Annotated in this window: 15 protein-coding genes; 1 reads left to right on the forward strand and 14 read right to left on the reverse strand. The window is 40.0% G+C overall.

Going from position 1 to position 17,515, the window contains the following annotated elements:
* Positions 1-359: 359 nt before the first annotated feature.
* From ACH0AK_RS10875 to ACH0AK_RS10935, 13 genes are all read right to left on the reverse strand, one after another.
* The gene (locus ACH0AK_RS10875; RefSeq protein ID WP_010734704.1) at positions 360-1,367 is read right to left on the reverse strand and encodes a sugar kinase; all 1,008 of its coding nucleotides are present in this window, start codon (positions 1,365-1,367) and stop codon (positions 360-362) included.
* 2 nt (positions 1,368-1,369) lie between these two features.
* Positions 1,370-2,119: a 2-dehydro-3-deoxy-phosphogluconate aldolase gene (gene dagF, locus ACH0AK_RS10880; RefSeq protein ID WP_034691486.1), complete on the reverse strand. Its 750-nt coding sequence runs from the start codon at positions 2,117-2,119 to the stop codon at positions 1,370-1,372.
* Positions 2,120-2,124: 5 nt separating this feature from the next.
* A complete protein-coding gene (locus ACH0AK_RS10885) occupies positions 2,125-3,225 on the reverse strand; it encodes a DgaE family pyridoxal phosphate-dependent ammonia lyase (protein WP_153830174.1) in 1,101 nt (366 codons plus the stop codon).
* The gene (locus ACH0AK_RS10890) at positions 3,209-4,321 is read right to left on the reverse strand and encodes an amidohydrolase/deacetylase family metallohydrolase (RefSeq protein WP_499796895.1); all 1,113 of its coding nucleotides are present in this window, start codon (positions 4,319-4,321) and stop codon (positions 3,209-3,211) included. The genes ACH0AK_RS10885 and ACH0AK_RS10890 overlap by 17 nt, the downstream gene beginning before the upstream one ends.
* 9 nt (positions 4,322-4,330) lie before the next feature.
* Positions 4,331-5,419 carry a DUF871 domain-containing protein gene (locus tag ACH0AK_RS10895; protein ID WP_023520146.1) on the reverse strand — a complete coding sequence of 363 codons (1,089 nt, stop codon included), beginning with the start codon at positions 5,417-5,419 and terminating at the stop codon, positions 4,331-4,333.
* A 24-nt stretch (positions 5,420-5,443) separates the two neighbouring features.
* Positions 5,444-6,784 (reverse strand): PTS sugar transporter subunit IIC, encoded by a 1,341-nt coding sequence (locus tag ACH0AK_RS10900; protein ID WP_023520147.1) that lies wholly within the window; start codon positions 6,782-6,784, stop codon positions 5,444-5,446.
* 278 nt (positions 6,785-7,062) lie between these two features.
* Complete coding sequence (locus ACH0AK_RS10905; protein ID WP_010734698.1) at positions 7,063-7,764, reverse strand: GntR family transcriptional regulator; 702 nt, start codon at positions 7,762-7,764, stop codon at positions 7,063-7,065.
* 289 nt (positions 7,765-8,053) lie between these two features.
* Positions 8,054-9,499 carry a glycoside hydrolase family 1 protein gene (locus ACH0AK_RS10910; protein WP_010734697.1) on the reverse strand — a complete coding sequence of 482 codons (1,446 nt, stop codon included), beginning with the start codon at positions 9,497-9,499 and terminating at the stop codon, positions 8,054-8,056.
* 16 nt (positions 9,500-9,515) lie between these two features.
* Complete coding sequence (locus ACH0AK_RS10915; protein WP_023520148.1) at positions 9,516-11,387, reverse strand: beta-glucoside-specific PTS transporter subunit IIABC; 1,872 nt, start codon at positions 11,385-11,387, stop codon at positions 9,516-9,518.
* Between the two features lie 121 nt (positions 11,388-11,508).
* Positions 11,509-12,354, reverse strand: a complete 846-nt coding sequence (gene licT, locus ACH0AK_RS10920) for a BglG family transcription antiterminator LicT (protein ID WP_023520149.1) — start codon at positions 12,352-12,354, stop codon at positions 11,509-11,511.
* A gap of 516 nt (positions 12,355-12,870) precedes the next feature.
* Positions 12,871-13,584 carry a class A sortase gene (locus ACH0AK_RS10925; RefSeq protein WP_010734694.1) on the reverse strand — a complete coding sequence of 238 codons (714 nt, stop codon included), beginning with the start codon at positions 13,582-13,584 and terminating at the stop codon, positions 12,871-12,873.
* A gap of 28 nt (positions 13,585-13,612) precedes the next feature.
* A complete protein-coding gene (locus tag ACH0AK_RS10930; protein WP_010734693.1) occupies positions 13,613-13,945 on the reverse strand; it encodes a nucleotide pyrophosphohydrolase in 333 nt (110 codons plus the stop codon).
* Positions 13,946-14,246: 301 nt separating this feature from the next.
* Positions 14,247-15,440, reverse strand: a complete 1,194-nt coding sequence (locus ACH0AK_RS10935) for an MFS transporter (protein WP_019722476.1) — start codon at positions 15,438-15,440, stop codon at positions 14,247-14,249.
* A gap of 240 nt (positions 15,441-15,680) precedes the next feature.
* Between ACH0AK_RS10935 and ACH0AK_RS10940 the strand changes: the two genes are divergently transcribed.
* Positions 15,681-16,370 carry an N-acetylmannosamine-6-phosphate 2-epimerase gene (locus ACH0AK_RS10940; protein WP_019722477.1) on the forward strand — a complete coding sequence of 230 codons (690 nt, stop codon included), beginning with the start codon at positions 15,681-15,683 and terminating at the stop codon, positions 16,368-16,370.
* A 304-nt stretch (positions 16,371-16,674) separates the two neighbouring features.
* Here the strand turns inward: ACH0AK_RS10940 and ACH0AK_RS10945 are convergent, their stop codons facing one another.
* Complete coding sequence (locus tag ACH0AK_RS10945) at positions 16,675-17,511, reverse strand: PHP domain-containing protein (RefSeq protein ID WP_023520150.1); 837 nt, start codon at positions 17,509-17,511, stop codon at positions 16,675-16,677.
* Positions 17,512-17,515 lie beyond the last annotated feature (4 nt).

Here is a 17,515-nt window from a genome sequence, read left to right on the forward strand (position 1 = left end):
TGGGTATACGTGTTGGACAAAAAAAGAAGAGGGAACGATTGTCCCTCCTCTTTTGGCACAGTAAATAAAAGCCCATACATTTTATTCATTTAATCGACAAAAAACCTAGCAATCTCTTTTAAGATTCGATACAATGAACTCGGTCGATGGTTTCCATTGACTATGGCAAACTTGATTGGTCAATGCGTTGACTACTCAAGCCCTCAATTTTTAGCTGCCACTAAAAATTGGGGGGCCTTTTTTATTTGACTGTTTCTATCTGCCATTTATGATACTGATTCCCAGATGGAGAGTCAAGCGAATCTGAAAAGCTACGAAAAACTGTACCATTTTTCGCCCATTTTTTTGTATAACTTATTTTATCGATTTAAATCAATCGTTGGATGCGTCAATAATTGGTCCACTTGCTTTCTGGTCGTCAGTGGCACATCCCCTTGGATCGTGTGGGCTAAGCGTGAATTACCTAAAGCAAATTGGACGGTTCGATCCAATGACCATTCCTCACTATAGCCTAATAAAATCCCCGCAGCAAAGGCATCACCTGCTCCGATACGATCTAAACTATCCAGTGGATAAGCTTCTGTTTCGATCCATTCTGTCGAAGTCATCAGATAGCCACTTAGTTGTTTCTTTTCACTGGTTGATTGCCGTGTCGTACCAGCAAACCAGTCAATTTGGTAATCACTTAAAAATTCTTGGAACGAACGAATCTTGGCAGAACGACTGGAAAGGTCGATCGGCCTCTCTAATAATTCAGACAAATCACGAACAGAACCAAAGATGACCGTGCAATAGGGCAGTATTTCTTGATAACGTTCCTTCATCACTCTTTTTTTATCTGGCTCTTGGTTTAGACTCGGACGAAAATTAAAATCAAAACAAACTTTTTTTCCTTTCCTATGCGCTGTTTTTGCTACAGCAAGCGCCACTTCCGCTGAATGCTCATTCAAACTCAAACTGATGCCACAGATGTGGACTAAATCAACTGTTTCGATAAAGTCCTCGATGGCATAATCAGCCACTGTAGCTAAGCCAAAAGAACTGTTTTTACGATTTTGATAGGTGATTTCTGTTGGTCTGATCCCATAGCCCATCTCAGCAAAATAAGTACCGATATGTTGTTCTTTTTGAATGACATAGGAGGTATTGATGCCTAAACTCTTCAAATTAGCTAACGCTGCATCTCCCAAACGATTGGCTGGTAGTGCCGTCAACAAGTAACTTTCCAATCCAAAATGTGCTAGATTACCAACTAGATTCACACCTGTTCCAGTATAAGCCATACGCAAAGTGTGTGTTTGTTCCAACATCAGATATTCAGGAGGTGTCAGCCTCAACATCACTTCACCAAATGCACCGATTTTCATGGTCACTCACCTGTTTTCACTAATTTTTTCATCATTTCCAACAACTGACGGACTTCCTGTGGTCGAGTGTCACCTGTCTCTGGATCAATGATCGAACTATAGACGTGGGGGATGATTTTTTTGACTCCTGCATCTAATGCGATCTGAACGATTTCTTCAAAATTCGTCAAATCGATTCCACCTGTTGGCTCTAAATAAAAATCAAACGCTGCACAAGCTGCTGCAACAGCTTCATATTCTTTCTTATGCGCCAATCCCTTCATTGGAAAATATTTGATCGAGCTTCCACCCATATCCTGTAACAAACGAATAGCTGTTTCGATCGGTACCATCGCAGCAGGGCCTTGGCTACTTAAAGGACCAGTGGCAAGATTGACGTATCCTTCTTTTCCAGTTGGAGAAACTAAACCATTGACGATCGTGTCTGACTGTCCTAAGACCGCACGAGAAGCGCCAACACCTGTGAAAACTTGGTTGACATGTTGGGGTTGTAATACTTTCGCCAAGCGAGTCACCATCTGGCTTTGTTTTGGATCGCCGGCACCTAAGCCGATCGATAAGGCGTTATTTGTTGCTTCTTGGTATTTTTTCATGTCTGTGATAGCTGCATCATCACTCGGATAATTTTTAGATAAAACACCTAGTAGGATATGCCCTTCGGCTGCTTCATAACATTCTTTTGCATTTTCGACAGAATTGGCTAGCACATTCAAACAGATTCTATCTTCAAGATAATTTGGGGTCAATGACATCATGATTACTCCTTTGGTTGTAAGATTTCATTTAAACGTTGGATGATCTGTTCCATCTCTTTTTGCGTCACTGAGCGAATATCGAACTCAATAATCCCATTGTTCGCTTGGTACTCTCTGGTATAAATGACTGGGGCTTTTGCTTTTAGCTGCTCGATGATCGTCCTGGCAGAGCCTGTAACGACTTGGATGCTGGCACGATAGATTTCTCGCCCAGCTGGATCTTGGACGACTTTAGCCTTGATACCTGGCAACTTTTCCAGTGCTTCGACAAATGGCTGAACTCTTTTTTTCATCGATTCACCTGATTCACTACCATGTATCAAATAATCATCGACTGCTTGGACAAAGCCTAAAACATTTTCTTTGCCGATCTTCATTGATCGACCAATGCCTTGTGATTGCAGACGAACCCAAGAAACGAGCGGATCTTTACCAATCACCATCCCTGCACTTGGACCTTCAATCGCTTTGGCACCTGAATAGATCACTAGATCAGCGCCCAATGCGGTATATTTCAGTAAGTCTTCTTCGGCTGCTGCATCAACGATCAAAGGCAGTTCGTAGTGATTAGCCACTTTTACCGCTTCTGCCACATCCAACATACTTTTCTGTACGGTATGATGACTTTTGATGTACAAAATACCTGCTGTTTGCTCGGTGATCATCGCCTCGATGTGGTCAGGTGTACATTGGTTGGCATACCCTGCCTCAATGACATGCCCACCTCCTTGTTGGATCATTAACTCCACTGGCACACCGTAATCGACATTGTGACCTTTTGGTAAAATGATTTCTCTGCGTTTGATCGTTTCGTCATAAGGGTGATGCACATGGTACATCGATCCTTGACCGATCACCGCAGCAACGGATTGAGCGATTCCAGCAGATGCGGAAGAAACGATTTGAACATCGTCTACTTCTAATTGTTTTGCCAAGTATGCACCGGTTTTCTTCATCAATTCAGCCATTTCAAAAAAATGTTCGCCCCCAAAACGCTGGGCTTCTAACACCGATTCGCTCAAGGTGGACACGCCTAAGATCGTCATTCGACCAGAAGCATTGATCACTTCATTCAAGCCAAATTTCTCATGATTCACAGTCATAACTGACACCTCCAATAATAACGCTTACAGGGATGATTTGCTGTGTGGTCGTTCGTGTATTGCCATTCGAATCCATCAATTGTTTTTCTTGATCGAGAAACTTATAAATCGTAAAGTCTGCATCAAAGCCTTCTTTGATGTTGCCTTTTGTCGCTAGGTTGAACTGTCTCGCTGGTGCGCTGGTCACTTTTTCAAGGATTTCTTTCCAAGAATAACCGACAACGTAGAGTTTCTCCATCGTCGTTGCTAAATCATATACCGGACCATTTTTACGATTTCTGATATAGATATCTGTGCTGATCGAATCGGCTTTGATTCCCGCATGGAGCGCAGTTTCTGCCACATCAAAATTGAAACTATCAGTCCCATGTCCGATGTCGAACACCACACCATCAGCAATGGCTTTTTTGACGAAGGATTTGATTTCATTGGTCGCTGGATCAATGATGCCATTAGGCTTTCCATTGAAGCAATGAGTCAACACATCATTCTTTCCCATATGCGCTAAAATTTCATCTAAACGTGGAGGCGCAGAACCGATATGGACCATTAATGTTAATCCAGCATTTTGCTTTTGGATTTCTTTTGCTAACTTTAAAGGCGTAATCCCATTTTTACCCACGACTGTTTTACTCATCCGAGCTTTTAGCCCTACAATAAAATCAGGCAATTCTGTTAGTTTTTGATGAACCAGATCTGTTTGGATTTTTGATAAATCTGCCAACTCATCTTGTTCCACAATCCCCCATTTTGAAATATTCAATAAAGCAAAAACATTTGTCTTTGCTTGCTTTGCATGTTCATAAAATGTATGGATGTTCTCCGCACCTGTCGTTCCAGCATCAATGACCGTGGTTACCCCTTTATCCACACCGATTTCATCGGGATAGTCGTAATATAATGTCATTTCTTCAAAACAATGGACATGATCATCGATCCACCCTGCGGAGAGATACTGTTCATCTGAAAGTACCAGTTCTTGTTTCCCAGATTCTTCGATATGCTTACTGATCAAGGCGATTTTGCCGTTCTTCACACCGATATCAACAGGTTCTTTGCCTAACTCCTGACTGTTTCTTATAATTAAATCAAACATGACAAACGCCTACTTTTCTTTAAATTTGAATTTTGACCAAGGGTGGACGAAGGATAGTAACAGTTGTTCATCCGCCACAATGGCACCCACTTTATTTTTTCTTGGATCTTGATGTGGCGTTAATACGATCTGTAACTCATTCTTGTATTTCCCAAAGGAATCATTTCCAATGACGACATCACCCACTTGAAACGTTTCTTCATTGTCATGAGGAGGATTAGCATCTGCTTGATACGTTTTTCTCACTTCTGTTGAACGGATCACTTGCGACGTGATATCTCCTCTGCGAACGTGTTGTTCGTTCAAAACGATTCCTCGTTCGACTTCATGGGTCTGAGGAAGAAACTCAATAGCAAAAACAGTTTGGTATCGATCAACTGTACCTAACGCTTGCAACTCTTCTTCTGAAGCATACGCATTGCCGATAATGACATCATCGATAAGATTAGTCGCAAATAAATGTTTAGCCGCTGGAACGACACCTAACTGGCGATGCATTTCCAATGTTGGTAAGCCATCGTTTACATCCCAAGGGCCGATTGTTCCCGTTTGAGAGGTAATAAAAGCGGCGGTACGGATGCCTTGGCGTTTAAATCGGCAACTGCACGTTTCAAAAAATTCATAAGGAAGTCCAGTTCCTGCTTGAGGATAAAAATTATGACACCCGTATAAAAACGGGGTATTCGCTTGGTGGCTCAAAATATTTTCTAAATAGGCCACATCATTACTCATATTCAATTCAATTGCTAACTGGTAAGGATTGTAAGTCAGTAGCGCTTCTTTTCTGCCATCAAAGCCTAAATCTAAACGAATCCCATCTGCACCTAGTTCATGAAAAAAACTCATGTCATCATAAGAAATGTTCAACTGTTCGAAAATCGATGGTGCGACATCTAAAATCGTTTCAAAGCCAAGTGATGAAGCATATTCGATCAATTGTTGAAATTTCTGTTTGATTTGTTCTGTTTCCTCAGTCACTTCTAACATGCTCATAAAAATTCGAGTAAACCCATATTTATGTGCCATTTCGAGATAGGCACGATCTTCTTGCGGATTGCTATGATCAGGATAAAGAGAGATTCCTAGTGAACGTTTCATATTAACGCCTGCTTTCTTTTCTATTTACTCGTTCGTGATACCATCTGTGATCTGGACAGAGGCTTGTTCTGCTTGTTCTGCTTGTTCTGCTTTCTCCTGTGCCAACTGTTGTTTCTCAAATACTTTGAAGAATGGATAATAGATCGCCAAAGTGATAAAGAAGTTGAACACGACTAAGACACCCGCAGCGACACTCCAATTGGTACTCATCCAAGCCGCAAATGGCGCTGGTATCGCGAAAGGCAGCCTTGCCACCATCATTGGCACTAAACCACTTACCGTAAGGACATAAGAAATTGTTGTCGTTACTAAGGGTGCGACAATAAATGGGATGCCTAATACTGGGTTCATGACGATCGGTGCACCAAAAATCATTGGTTCATTGATATTGAATAAACCGGGAAGGATCGACAGACGTCCTAAGCTTTTCAGATACTTGGATTTGGAAAACATGAACAGTACGACTAATGCAAGGGTCGTACCTGCCCCACCGATCCAGACAAACCATTGTAAAAATTGTTCTGTAAAGATATTTGGCATATCATGTGCATTGGTTCCTGCATTGAATGCGTCGATATTTTCAGCAATCGAGATATCCCAAAACGGACGAATCACCGGTCCCATGATAGCTGGTCCATGAATCCCTAATACCCAGAAGAAACAAATCAAGAAAACCGTAAGTAGTCCACCAAATAAACTGTTCCCTGCTAACACGCCTTTAAGTGGCATCAACAATTGACTCAAGAAACCATTCAAGTCAAAGCCAAGCAAATGACGGATGACCCAAAAGAAAATCAAGATCACTGCTCCTGGGATCAATGCGACAAAAGAATTCGTCACTTCTGGCGGCACACCATCTGGCATTTTTATCGTGATTTTCTTTTCAATAAAGAAACGATAGATCTCTACAGTCAAAATCGCTGTTACGATTGCCCCAAACAAAGAACCTGAACCAAGATTTGCAATATTGATATAGCGTCCAGCGGTTATCCCTTCAAGATCTTCCAACACTTGAGTTGGTGGCGCAGCTACGATCAGAAAGGACATCAAAGCTAAAATACCAGCAGTTAATGAATCTAAACGATAGCTCTTTGCTAATGAAGAGGCAATCCCAAATGTGGCATATAAAGCTAAGATCCCCACTGTATATCGAAATGGGATATCTAAAATTGCCCGATATGGTTCAATGACTGCTGCGACCGACGCAATCGGGATGTTCAATAATATCGTAAAAAATGAACCAACGATCGTTAATGGCATTGTCGCAATGATTCCTTTTCGAATCGCTGTCATGTGACGCTGTGTACCAATCCGATTCGCAACAGGCATGATTTTTTGTTCGATCAACCCTACAAATTTATCCATTTATTACTCCCCCTCATTTAAACATTATAATGTTTAAATGAAAGATAACATATCAACGATATAATGTAAACATTTTCATTAAAATATATGATTATTCTGACAAAAAGAGACTGAGACACCCAGCCTCTCCCACCTCCTGAAACCGAATAAACGGCGTGAACAGAAGTAACCTCTTCGAGAAACAAGGCGCCATCCACAAAAATTTGAAGAACAATTTTCATGGATGACGCCTTATTTCTCGAGGTTACACACTTCTGCCCCGACCTCATTGCGATTGTCTATGTTTCGTAGTTGATATGATAAGGATGTAGATCCGTATGATAAATTGCCTCTGAATACTCGACCACTTCTCGATCTTCCGTCGTTGATCGACGTACACGCTTGATCCCGATTTCTGAAGTCGTCTTTAATAGTGCTTTTTCTTCATCTGTTAAAAACGTGGCAGAAAAGTCATCTGAAAAAGAGTCGATAATGTGATTATTCTGTGTGAGCAATCGGTACAAAGATTCTTTATCAAATTCTTTTTGTTTCATTTTATTCATGTCTTTTGGTAAATAGTGAACAAAATAGATATATGGTTGGTCATTTAAATAGTATAAACGCTTGAAGCATACCGCAGCTGAACCAAACATCGAATATAATGGATGATCTTTTTTGATACTGATTTTTTCTAAACCAATCGTTTCTTTGCGAACCTCATATTGGGAATCTTTTAAGATCTGAGTAAAACTTTCGGCTTTAGATAAACGATTGTAAGGACGATTGCTTAATACTGTCGTTCCCCGACCACTTTTCTTTTCGACATATTCATCTGTAGCTAATAACTCGATGGCTTTTCGCACAGTGATTTTACTCACTTGGAACAATTCTTCTAACTCATTTTCAGTCGGTAACATACTCCCCACCGGATACTTTCCTGAAAAAATATCCTCTTTGATCTTGTCTGCTACTTCTAAATATAAAACACGCGTTCTTTTCATAGCTTCACCTTTCACCTTTATGTTAGTAAAAGAATAACATAAATAAACAAAAAAAAGAATAGAAATGTTGATAATTGGTCTACCTATGTACAAATAATAAGCTTAGACATAACAAAACGTCTAAGCTTATTACCCTACTTTTTTCGTACCTTTGTTATATCCTTGTTTTAATAACATAATTACCGATTATAAAAACAAGGAGAATTTTATCAGAAATTTCAAATAATCATTAAATTTGTAAGGAATTTTGTGGTGAAAGGCCTTTCTATAAAAATGGCCCAGTCGTTATTTATCCTAATTCTTCGCCGTTCGTTTTAATGACTGCCTTGTACCAGTCAAAAGATTTTTTCTTGGTACGTGCTAACGTCCCATTTCCTTCATCATCAAGGTCGACATAAATAAATCCATAGCGTTTACTCATTTCCCCTGTAGATGCGCTGACTAAATCGATACAGCCCCATGGTGTGTAGCCCATCAAATCGACCCCATCAGCAACTGCCTCAGCCATTGCTTCGATATGACGACGCAAGTAATCGATACGATAATCATCATTGATTGAGCCATCTTCTTCCACTTTATCGATCGCACCCAAGCCATTTTCAACAATAAACAGTGGTTTTTCATAGCGGTTATATAATTCATTCAACGCCACGCGCAATCCTTCAGGGTCGATTTGCCAGCCCCACTCACTTGCTTCAAGGAATGGATTCTTCACGCCGCCTAGTAGGTTTCCATTCGATGTATCGGCATCTGGATTGGTTTCATCGATAGCTGATGACATATAGTAACTAAACCCGATATAATCTACTGGATACTCTTTTAATAATTGGAAATCTTCTTCTGTTTGTTCTAGTTTTGCGACGTCAACTCCATATTTCTTATACGTACGTGCTGTATAGGCTGGATATTCGCCACGAACTTGCACATCTGTACAGAAGAAGTTGAACTCTTGATTTTGGATCAATGTAGCCACTTGATTGATCGGATTTGCATCAATACTATAGGTCGTTGCATAAATGATCATACAGCCTACTTGGATATCCGAACGCAAATCATGTGCGATCTTCACCGCTTTACTGCTAGCGACAAACTGATTATGCCATGCTTGGAAAATATTTTGGTAGTCACTTGCGCCATTGCTTTTGACCAATCCTTGACTCAATGCTGGGAAATGGAAAGCTGAATTGATTTCATTGAATGTCATCCAATATTTCACTTTGCTGCTGTAACGTTCTAACACTGTACGAGCAAAACGTTCATAAAACTCTATCAACTGACGATTTTTCCACCCACCGTATTCTTTTGCTAAATGCAATGGCATTTCATAATGAGAAATCGTAATGACTGGCTCGATATCATAGCTCAAGCACGTATCGATCAGTTCATCATAAAAAGCTAAGCCCGCTTCATTTGGTGTTTGCTCATCACCTTGAGGGAAAATTCGTGTCCAAGCAATGGAGAAACGATAACTTTTAAAGCCCATTTCTGCAAATAAAGCAATATCTTCTTTGAAGTGATCGTAATGTTCGATTCCACGATGATTCGGATAAAGGTATTTCTCCTCATCGATCGTCCAATCAAATTCTTCACTCCCGATGATTGCAAAACGTTGTTTACCACCAGGCATTGCATCGGCGACAGATAAGCCTTTCCCATCGCGGTCGAAAGCACCTTCTAATTGATTGGCGGCTGTTGCGCCACCCCATAAAAAGTCTTTTTTGAATCGTGCTGTCATGTTTGTTTTCCTCCTTTTATTTTACAATTGCCAGAAAATCTTCATTAGCAATAATTTCTTGTTGATCAAGTTCTAACACATCTGCAAAGTGATCGGTATTCGTTACGACCACAGGGGTGATCACGCTATAGCCTGCTGCTTTTATTTTCTCAATATCAAAGCGGACAAGCAAGTCCCCTGCTTTTACTTTGTCTCCTTGTTTGACAAATGTTGCAAATCCTTCACCATTTAATTCGACAGTATCCATCCCGATATGCATCAAAATCTCTACACCATCTGTGGTTGTCAAACCTACTGCATGACCTGTTGGGAAAATCGTCGTGATTTCGCCATCTGCCGGAGCAACTAATTCCCCCTTCTCAGGATCAATCGCAATCCCTTTTCCCATTGCCCCAGAAGAGAAGACTTTATCTGGTACTTCTGTCAGTGGTAAGACTTTTCCAGTCAATGGACTTTTCAAATTGTGACGTGCTGTGCTGATCGTATCCCCTGTGGTTGTTTCTGTTGCTTCTAATTTTTCATCTTGAACTTCTTCATCAAAACCAATCAAGTAAGTACCGACAAACCCAAGAACAAAAGCAACTGCTGTACCGATGATCGCCATAGTTACACTTGATTCAAGCGCTGGATCGGTACTAATAAATGTTGGGATGGTCAGTAAACTGATCAAACCACTAGAGAATGCTTTTACGCCAGCAAACCCGATGATTCCTCCACCGATCCCACCGGAAATACAGGCAACGATAAATGGTTTTTTCAAAGGTAAAGTCACACCGTAAACAGTCGGTTCAGTGATTCCAAAGAACGAAGTGATCATTGAAGAGATCCCTAATGAGCGTAATTTTGAATCTTTCGTACGTAAAGCCACACCTAATGCTGCACCACCTTGTGCCAAAATTGCTGGTAAAAGCATTGGCATCAAAACATCAAAGCCATATTGTTCGATATTCAAGAAGATGATTGGCACAAAGCCCCAGTGCATCCCAAACATCACTAATACTTGCCACATGCTACCCATGATGACCCCAGCAACTAATGGACTAAAGCTATAAATCGAATTGAACAACCCACCTAAGGCATTACCGATAACGGTCCCAATTGGCCCTAATACTAAGAAAGTCAAAGGCACCATGACTAACAAGACGATCATTGGCACAAAAATCATTTGTAAAAATTGTGGAATAACTTTCTTCACAAGTGGCTCAAACTTACTTTGTACCCAAACCGCTAAGATGATTGGAATAACAGAAGAAGTATAGCCTGATTGAGATAAGATCACTGGAAGACCAAAGAAATCAACTGCAACACCTGATCCTGCTAATTGCGTGATTGTTGGATAAACTAATGCCATCGCGATTGCTACGGACAAAAATTGATTGGTCTTGAATTTCTTTGCGGCTGTAAAGGCCAACATCACTGGTAGGAAAGTAAAGACTCCATCTGCTGCTGCAAACAAGATTTGGTAAGTACCACTATCTGCTGCCAACCAACCGAGAACTGTCGCCAGTGATAAGAAACCTTTCAATATCCCAGCAGCTGCCATAGCACCTAAGAACGGGGTGAAAATACTTGAAATAATATCGATCAAGCGATTCAAAGGATTTTTACTTGTATCCTCACTTTCTGAACTTACCCCTTCGCCCAAGCCTTGTTCATCCACAATTGCTTGATAGACATCAGACACATTACTGCCGATCACGACTTGGTATTGTCCGCCACTTTGAACGACTTGGATGACATCTGGATCATTTTTTAATTTCTGAGTGTCGGCAATCGATTCATCTTTCAATTTGAAACGTAATCTTGTCGCACAATGCACTAAACTATTGACATTTTTTTCTCCACCTACGGCTTCCCAGACTCTCCGTCCTACTGCTTGATTATCCATATTCTTTCCTTCTTTCTTTTTGATAAAAATAAAAAACCTAGATTGAAAAAACGGTCACGTGATGAGACGTGTCCATATTTTCAATCTAGGTTTTGCCTGCTTGATCCAGTAACAATCCTTATCATTGGGTTTGTTTTTCTGTTACTACACGTTGGATGTGGATCGTCAGGTAGATTTGTTCCCCTGGTCCCATCTCTTTTTGTTGTGTTTGTATCAGGTATTCATTGATCCGTTCCACACAGCGAAACGCTTTTGGATATTTTCCTTGGACAAGCGCATAAAGAAATTCATCTTTCTCATCCGAAGCTTCATCTTTTAAGTATCGTTGTGTGAAAAATTGTAAATGTGTGATGATTCGTTGATAATTCAAGGAATCTTCGTCAAAGGCGATGCCGAAAAATTTACTGATGATACTTAGGATATCTCGCACCATTTTCGTTGCCGCCATCGTTACTTGCATGTCGCCATTTCCTTGTTCACTATTGACGAAATGAAAGGCTATGAAGCCTGCTTCATCCATTGGTAAGGTCACACCAAGCTTTTCTTCAACAAGTTGAAGGGCTTGTTTGGCTGCTCGATATTCTTTAGGATAAAACTTTTTTGTTTCAAATAATAAAGGATTCGGTAATTCGATGTTTTCCTTTGCTCGACTGATCGCATAATGGATATGATCGGTCAGTGTCAAATAGATGTTTGGCGATAATTGGATGTTTAGTTGTTCTTCGGCAAGGTCGACGATCTGCTTCACCAGCTCGACCTCTTCTAATGGGACATCTGCCATCAATTGTTGGAACTGATGCGTAGTAAAAGAATCTTTTAACACAAATTCTTTTTGGATCGATTCTTCAGAGATCGTATCGCCTGATTTTTTTTGAAAAGCAAGACCTTTTCCCATGCAGATGATTTCTTCGCCTAATTCATTTTTTGAAATGACGACATTATTATTCAAGACTTTTTCTATGACCATCTACATCGACCTCCCAACTAAAAAATAAAAAAACCTAGAACCCGCCCGTAATTACTAGCTGAATTCTGGTTTTGCCTGCCGAACAGTAACAATCCGTTGTTTAACTACATTTACTATATCACTATTACATTCGTTATGCAACCCTTTTCATGGTTTTTATTTTTTCAAAAGGAGAAGAACTTTTAGCATTTTGTAACACTGAATCCAATATACATGCGATGAGAGTAACAAAAAAGGAGTGGGACATTCGTTCACCTCCCCCACCTATAACCGAATAAACGGCGGGAACAGAAGTAACCTCTTCGGAAATAAGGGTCTCCCTGAGAAAATATAGAAAACTATTTTCTCAGGGAGACCCTTATTACTTGGAGCTGAACGGCTTTTTCACAACCTCTAATAAACGGTGATCGAAAAACTGATTTTCATCACTAAGCTAAAAAATTGTAAAATATGAGAAGCTATTTTTCAATTTTCTATCTTACTGCTCAGATCAAAACGTTTTTCTCACAACCTCTTCTAAAACGTTCTCGTTGGCATGTCAAAGGCGTTTTTCATTTCTTGGGTGGCTTCTTTCATTGGTGTGATACTTTCGAGTTCTCCTTGGACGACTAGGCGTGTAATGGCATCCATATCACCACAAGTGATCAAGGTGATCAATTCTTTTCCTTCTTCGATGTTCAATAATTCTGTTGCTGAAGGGTCGACTTTTTCTTTGAATGTCGCTTTATACGTGTAGACGTTTTCCAAATCGACGATATAGATTTTATCCCCTAAGTTTAGATTTTCTAATGGAGTAAAAAGTAATTCCGGATTGTTGGCACGATGACTTGCTAAGGCATAGTTGCCTTTCCCCATTTCTTGATTTGGGTCTAACGTTCCGGCACCGTACAATAAGTTTGCATTATCTAACCCTCTAAAAATCGGCAAATTGATCGAGACGGATGGGACGGCGATACTTCCAATGACTGGTAGATCTGGTCGATTCAATTGGGCTCTTAACACCGCTTCTGAACTCATTGATTCAACTGAATCAAAGTCAAAGTTTGCCTCTTTTTGATTATTTTTGACAATATCATCACGAGTCACATTAGAGATAGCGTACGCATCTCCTGTATTTTTAACAAAAAAATCTTTGATCTGTTCATTAAAGATCAAGGCTAATCCTACTAATAATAGTAGAAACAATAGGAAATTGACCAGCCACTTTTTGACTCTTCCTTTTTTTTTCATGTATCTTCCACCTTCCACGCTTATCTTCCTATGATAATTCTGTATATTTTTCTTTGTTGTTTTTACTTTTTTCTACTGGGTATTTCTGATTGTTTTTTTCTAATTTTTCTTCAATGATCGTATCGATATCTAAATTTAGATTGTCGGCCATCATATAAGAGTATATCAACACATCTGCTAGTTCTTCTTTGATTCGTTCAAGCTGAGTGGTTGTCACTTCTTCTGGTTGCTTCCATTGGAATAACTCTAATAATTCTGAGGCTTCTAAAGAAATCGAAATTGCTAAATCTTTTTCATTATGAAATTGCCGCCAATTGCGATCATCTCTAAATTGATTGATTTTTTCCATGCTTTTTTCCATTGATCTTCTCCTAATTTTAAATCAAGTTACATTAATCATACCATGTTTAACGAAAAAATAGTTTAGACTTATTTTAATAATCTGTTCTATTTTTCAGAAAAAAGAAATATCTTATCGCCGGTTTTAAATCAAAGAAAAGGTTCATTTACGTCTCATCCACGCTAAGTTCACCGTTTGGATTGGTTGGTCGGTGCTTTATGTAAAACTGGGGCTGTGACATTCGTCTTCTCCAACTTAGAACAAACGCTTCTGTCACAGCCTCAATTTAATCATATGTTAGAATATCACTTTGATCCATTTACTATTGTTGTAAACTTGTTTTCAGATCTCTTACGCCTGATAAAGTCATCAAGACGAGTAAACTGATTAAATAAATTCCACTCAGAAATAGAATAACAGCCGTCAAACTATAATGGTCCATTAGAAAGCCGATCACGATCGATGAAAAACCACCTACTGCTCGTCCTAGGTTCATGATAAAGTTATTCGCCGTGGCACGGATCTCTGTTGGATACAAACTACTGATGATCGCTCCATAACCACCATACATTCCGTTGATGAAGTAACCTACGACTACTGCTGCAGCAACTAAACTCCATTGACTGTGTGCAAGTACGAGTAAAAAGACAGACAAAGAGGAGCAAATCAGAAACAAACCAAATGCGAGGGTTGGACCAACTTTATCCATGATGATCCCAAACGTCATCATCCCTAATGACATCCCCAAAATCGTGCTGATCATCCATAAAGAGGAACCCGATACTGATAGACCTAATTGTGCTTGCATGATTGAAGGCAACCAATTCATCAAGCCGAAATAACCAGCAATCTGTACAGTAACCATCAGACTAAGACCTGTCGTTTGCCATGCCATGTGTTTCGTTTGGAACAAATGACTAAGCTTTGTCTTTTTCCCAGTTTCTTTTGTTTCTTCAAATGCCTCTGGTTCTTTTAGCCCTCTTCGAATAAACAAAACCATCAAGACCGGCAAGACACCGATGACATAAAGCATTTTCCAGCCAAACAAAGGAATGATCACTGCTGCTAAGATGGCGGCCAAAGCTGCACCAACTTGTGCACCGATTGCAGCGACAGAAGATGCACGACCAATTTGTTTCTTTGAAAAGCTTTCAGAAATCAAAGACATACATGCGCCGTATTCCCCGCCAGCGCCGATTCCTGCGATAAAACGAAACAGATAAACAAGATAAATATTCGAAGCAAAATACATGAGTAAAGAAGCAATCGAGAATAAAATGACGGTTTGCGAAAATACTTTGACTCGCCCATATTTATCCGCCATCAATCCAAAAAAAATACCTCCAACGAGCATCCCTAAATTAGTGATCGTTGCAATCAACCCTGCTTGCGTTCCACTAATATTAAAAGTTGCGATCATTGAAGATAATGAAAAAGCTAAAAACATAATATCCATATTTTCTAAAGCAATACCCGCCGATGTTGATAATAATACCTTTCGTTGATACTTCGTCATTTTTCTTCCCCTTTTCTTTAAATCACCCTAAATTGTTAAAATCATATCCAAAATCCAAGAAAAAATCAAGAACTTTTTCAGTATATGCGAAAAAATTTTGATCCTTCTTTTGTAAACGAATGATTTTTCCAATGGAAGGTGCTGTGAATAAAGCCCTTTCTCTTTACACGCATGAAAGCGGATGCTATATTTCTTGGTAGAAATTGCTTACTATTGTTTTCAGATTGGAGTTTTTGACAAATGGACAAACAAGAATTTTTAGAACAAATCAGTCATGGATTGATCGTTTCTTGCCAAGCATTACCTGGCGAAGTTTTTTATTCAGAAGAAGGTGGCTTGATGCCTTATTTTGCACTAGCTGCAAAGAAAGCTGGCGCAGTCGGTATTCGGGCAAATTCAGTCAGAGATATTTTAGAGATCAAAGAGAAAGTTGATTTACCGATGATCGGTATCATCAAACGGGACTATCCACCTGAAAAACCGTTTATCACTGCAACGATGAAAGAAGTGGATGAATTAGTCGCCACTGGCGTAGAAGTGATTGCACTTGATTGTACCCTGCGTAAACGACACGATGGCTTATCGATCAACGCATTCATTGAACAAATCAAAACGAAATATCCTCATCAATTATTCATGGCAGATATTGCGACCTTTGAAGAAGGAATCAATGCTTATAAAGCCGGGATCGATTTTGTCGGAACGACATTAAGCGGCTATACCGAAGAAAGTGAAGAAACAGAAGGGCCTGATGTGCAGTTGATCAAACGCCTTCTTGAAGCAGATGTGTGCGTGATTGCAGAAGGAAAGATCCACACGCCCCAACAAGCCAAGGAAATCCAAGCGTTAGGTGTAGCTGGTATCGTGGTTGGGGGCGCCATTACCCGCCCACAAGAGATCACGCAACGATTTGTTGCTGCGTTAGATTGACAACACTTGAAAACAAAAAAACCACTGTCTTGAAGTAACGGTTCACACTGATCAGGGAATGGGACATTCGTTCACCTCCCCCACCTATAACCGAATAAACGGCGGGAACAGAAGTACCCTCTTATTATTAAAGTGCCCCTTCTTGAACTCCGTTTATTCCATTCTAGACAGTAATGGCGTACTAGATACTTTTTACCTACACAAAAAACGGTCTTTCAACACGTGCAAGGATGATCGCACGAATGGAAAGACCGTCTTTTCAGCCAGGGGGCTAAATAAAATATAGGATAAAAAAGAAAAAAATTTAGTTGGCTTTCATATGTGCATCGAGTAATAACTCGTCAGGAAATTCACGAACATTAGCCATGGCACACTCACCAAAATAATCTGGCCCGTTCTTCCCTTTAAAATCAGATCCTCCAAAACAGTGGATATTGAAACGATCAACTAATTCCTGTACTTTTCGTTGATCTTTCAAACTATGTTCTGGATGATATTTTTCGATACCATCAATACCAAACGAAGCCAGTTCAGGGATCAACTCGAAACTGTCGAGCTTTCCCGGATGGGCAACGACGGACATCCCGCCGCCGATCTTGATTGCTTGGATCACTTCGTAGACATCGATCATCTCTGCCTCTTCTTGACCAAAATCATTATATTTGAATAATTTACGGTAAAGATGTCCATCAATCGATGTATCGTATCCTGCTTTGATCAACGCAGACATGATGTGTTGTTTGTAAAGAGCGGTCGCCTGTTTCGCAAACTGTCTTACTTGCTCTTCTTTGATACGAAATCCTTCAGTTTGGATACGTCTCAACTGACGTAAGGTATTTCTTGTTCGCGCCGCACGCAACGGTTCACATAACTGTTCGATATACTGATAATTCAGTAAATTATACCCCAAGATATGTACCTGTTGCCGGCGTTTGAAATCATAAGCGGTCACTTCGATGCCTTCAATAAAATTGATTGGGGAAGGAGCGAAGACCTGTCTTATGTGAGCTAATCCCGCCGAGGTATCTTGATCTACGACGGACAGGATATTCATGTGATGATTCAATGCTAATTTGAGTAGTTCTTCTGGTGAACTGCTACCATCTGAAAAGTAACTATGGACATGCAAATCTGCTTTCACTCGA

The sequence above is a fragment of the Enterococcus pernyi genome (genome assembly GCF_045371165.1).
In the GTDB taxonomy this organism is placed as follows: Bacteria; Bacillota; Bacilli; order Lactobacillales; family Enterococcaceae; genus Enterococcus_B; species Enterococcus_B pernyi.

Coding starts and splice junctions, on each gene's coding strand:
- ACH0AK_RS10875 (WP_010734704.1), bottom strand. CDS start 1,367: ATGAAAATCGGTGCATTTGGTGAAGTGATGTTGAGGCTGACACCTCCT.
- dagF (WP_034691486.1), bottom strand. CDS start 2,119: ATGTCATTGACCCCAAATTATCTTGAAGATAGAATCTGTTTGAATGTG.
- ACH0AK_RS10885 (WP_153830174.1), bottom strand. CDS start 3,225: ATGACTGTGAATCATGAGAAATTTGGCTTGAATGAAGTGATCAATGCT.
- ACH0AK_RS10890 (WP_499796895.1), bottom strand. CDS start 4,321: ATGTTTGATTTAATTATAAGAAACAGTCAGGAGTTAGGCAAAGAACCT.
- ACH0AK_RS10895 (WP_023520146.1), bottom strand. CDS start 5,419: ATGAAACGTTCACTAGGAATCTCTCTTTATCCTGATCATAGCAATCCG.
- ACH0AK_RS10900 (WP_023520147.1), bottom strand. CDS start 6,784: ATGGATAAATTTGTAGGGTTGATCGAACAAAAAATCATGCCTGTTGCG.
- ACH0AK_RS10905 (WP_010734698.1), bottom strand. CDS start 7,764: ATGAAAAGAACGCGTGTTTTATATTTAGAAGTAGCAGACAAGATCAAA.
- ACH0AK_RS10910 (WP_010734697.1), bottom strand. CDS start 9,499: ATGACAGCACGATTCAAAAAAGACTTTTTATGGGGTGGCGCAACAGCC.
- ACH0AK_RS10915 (WP_023520148.1), bottom strand. CDS start 11,387: ATGGATAATCAAGCAGTAGGACGGAGAGTCTGGGAAGCCGTAGGTGGA.
- licT (WP_023520149.1), bottom strand. CDS start 12,354: ATGGTCATAGAAAAAGTCTTGAATAATAATGTCGTCATTTCAAAAAAT.
- ACH0AK_RS10925 (WP_010734694.1), bottom strand. CDS start 13,584: ATGAAAAAAAAAGGAAGAGTCAAAAAGTGGCTGGTCAATTTCCTATTG.
- ACH0AK_RS10930 (WP_010734693.1), bottom strand. CDS start 13,945: ATGGAAAAAAGCATGGAAAAAATCAATCAATTTAGAGATGATCGCAAT.
- ACH0AK_RS10935 (WP_019722476.1), bottom strand. CDS start 15,440: ATGACGAAGTATCAACGAAAGGTATTATTATCAACATCGGCGGGTATT.
- ACH0AK_RS10940 (WP_019722477.1), top strand. CDS start 15,681: ATGGACAAACAAGAATTTTTAGAACAAATCAGTCATGGATTGATCGTT.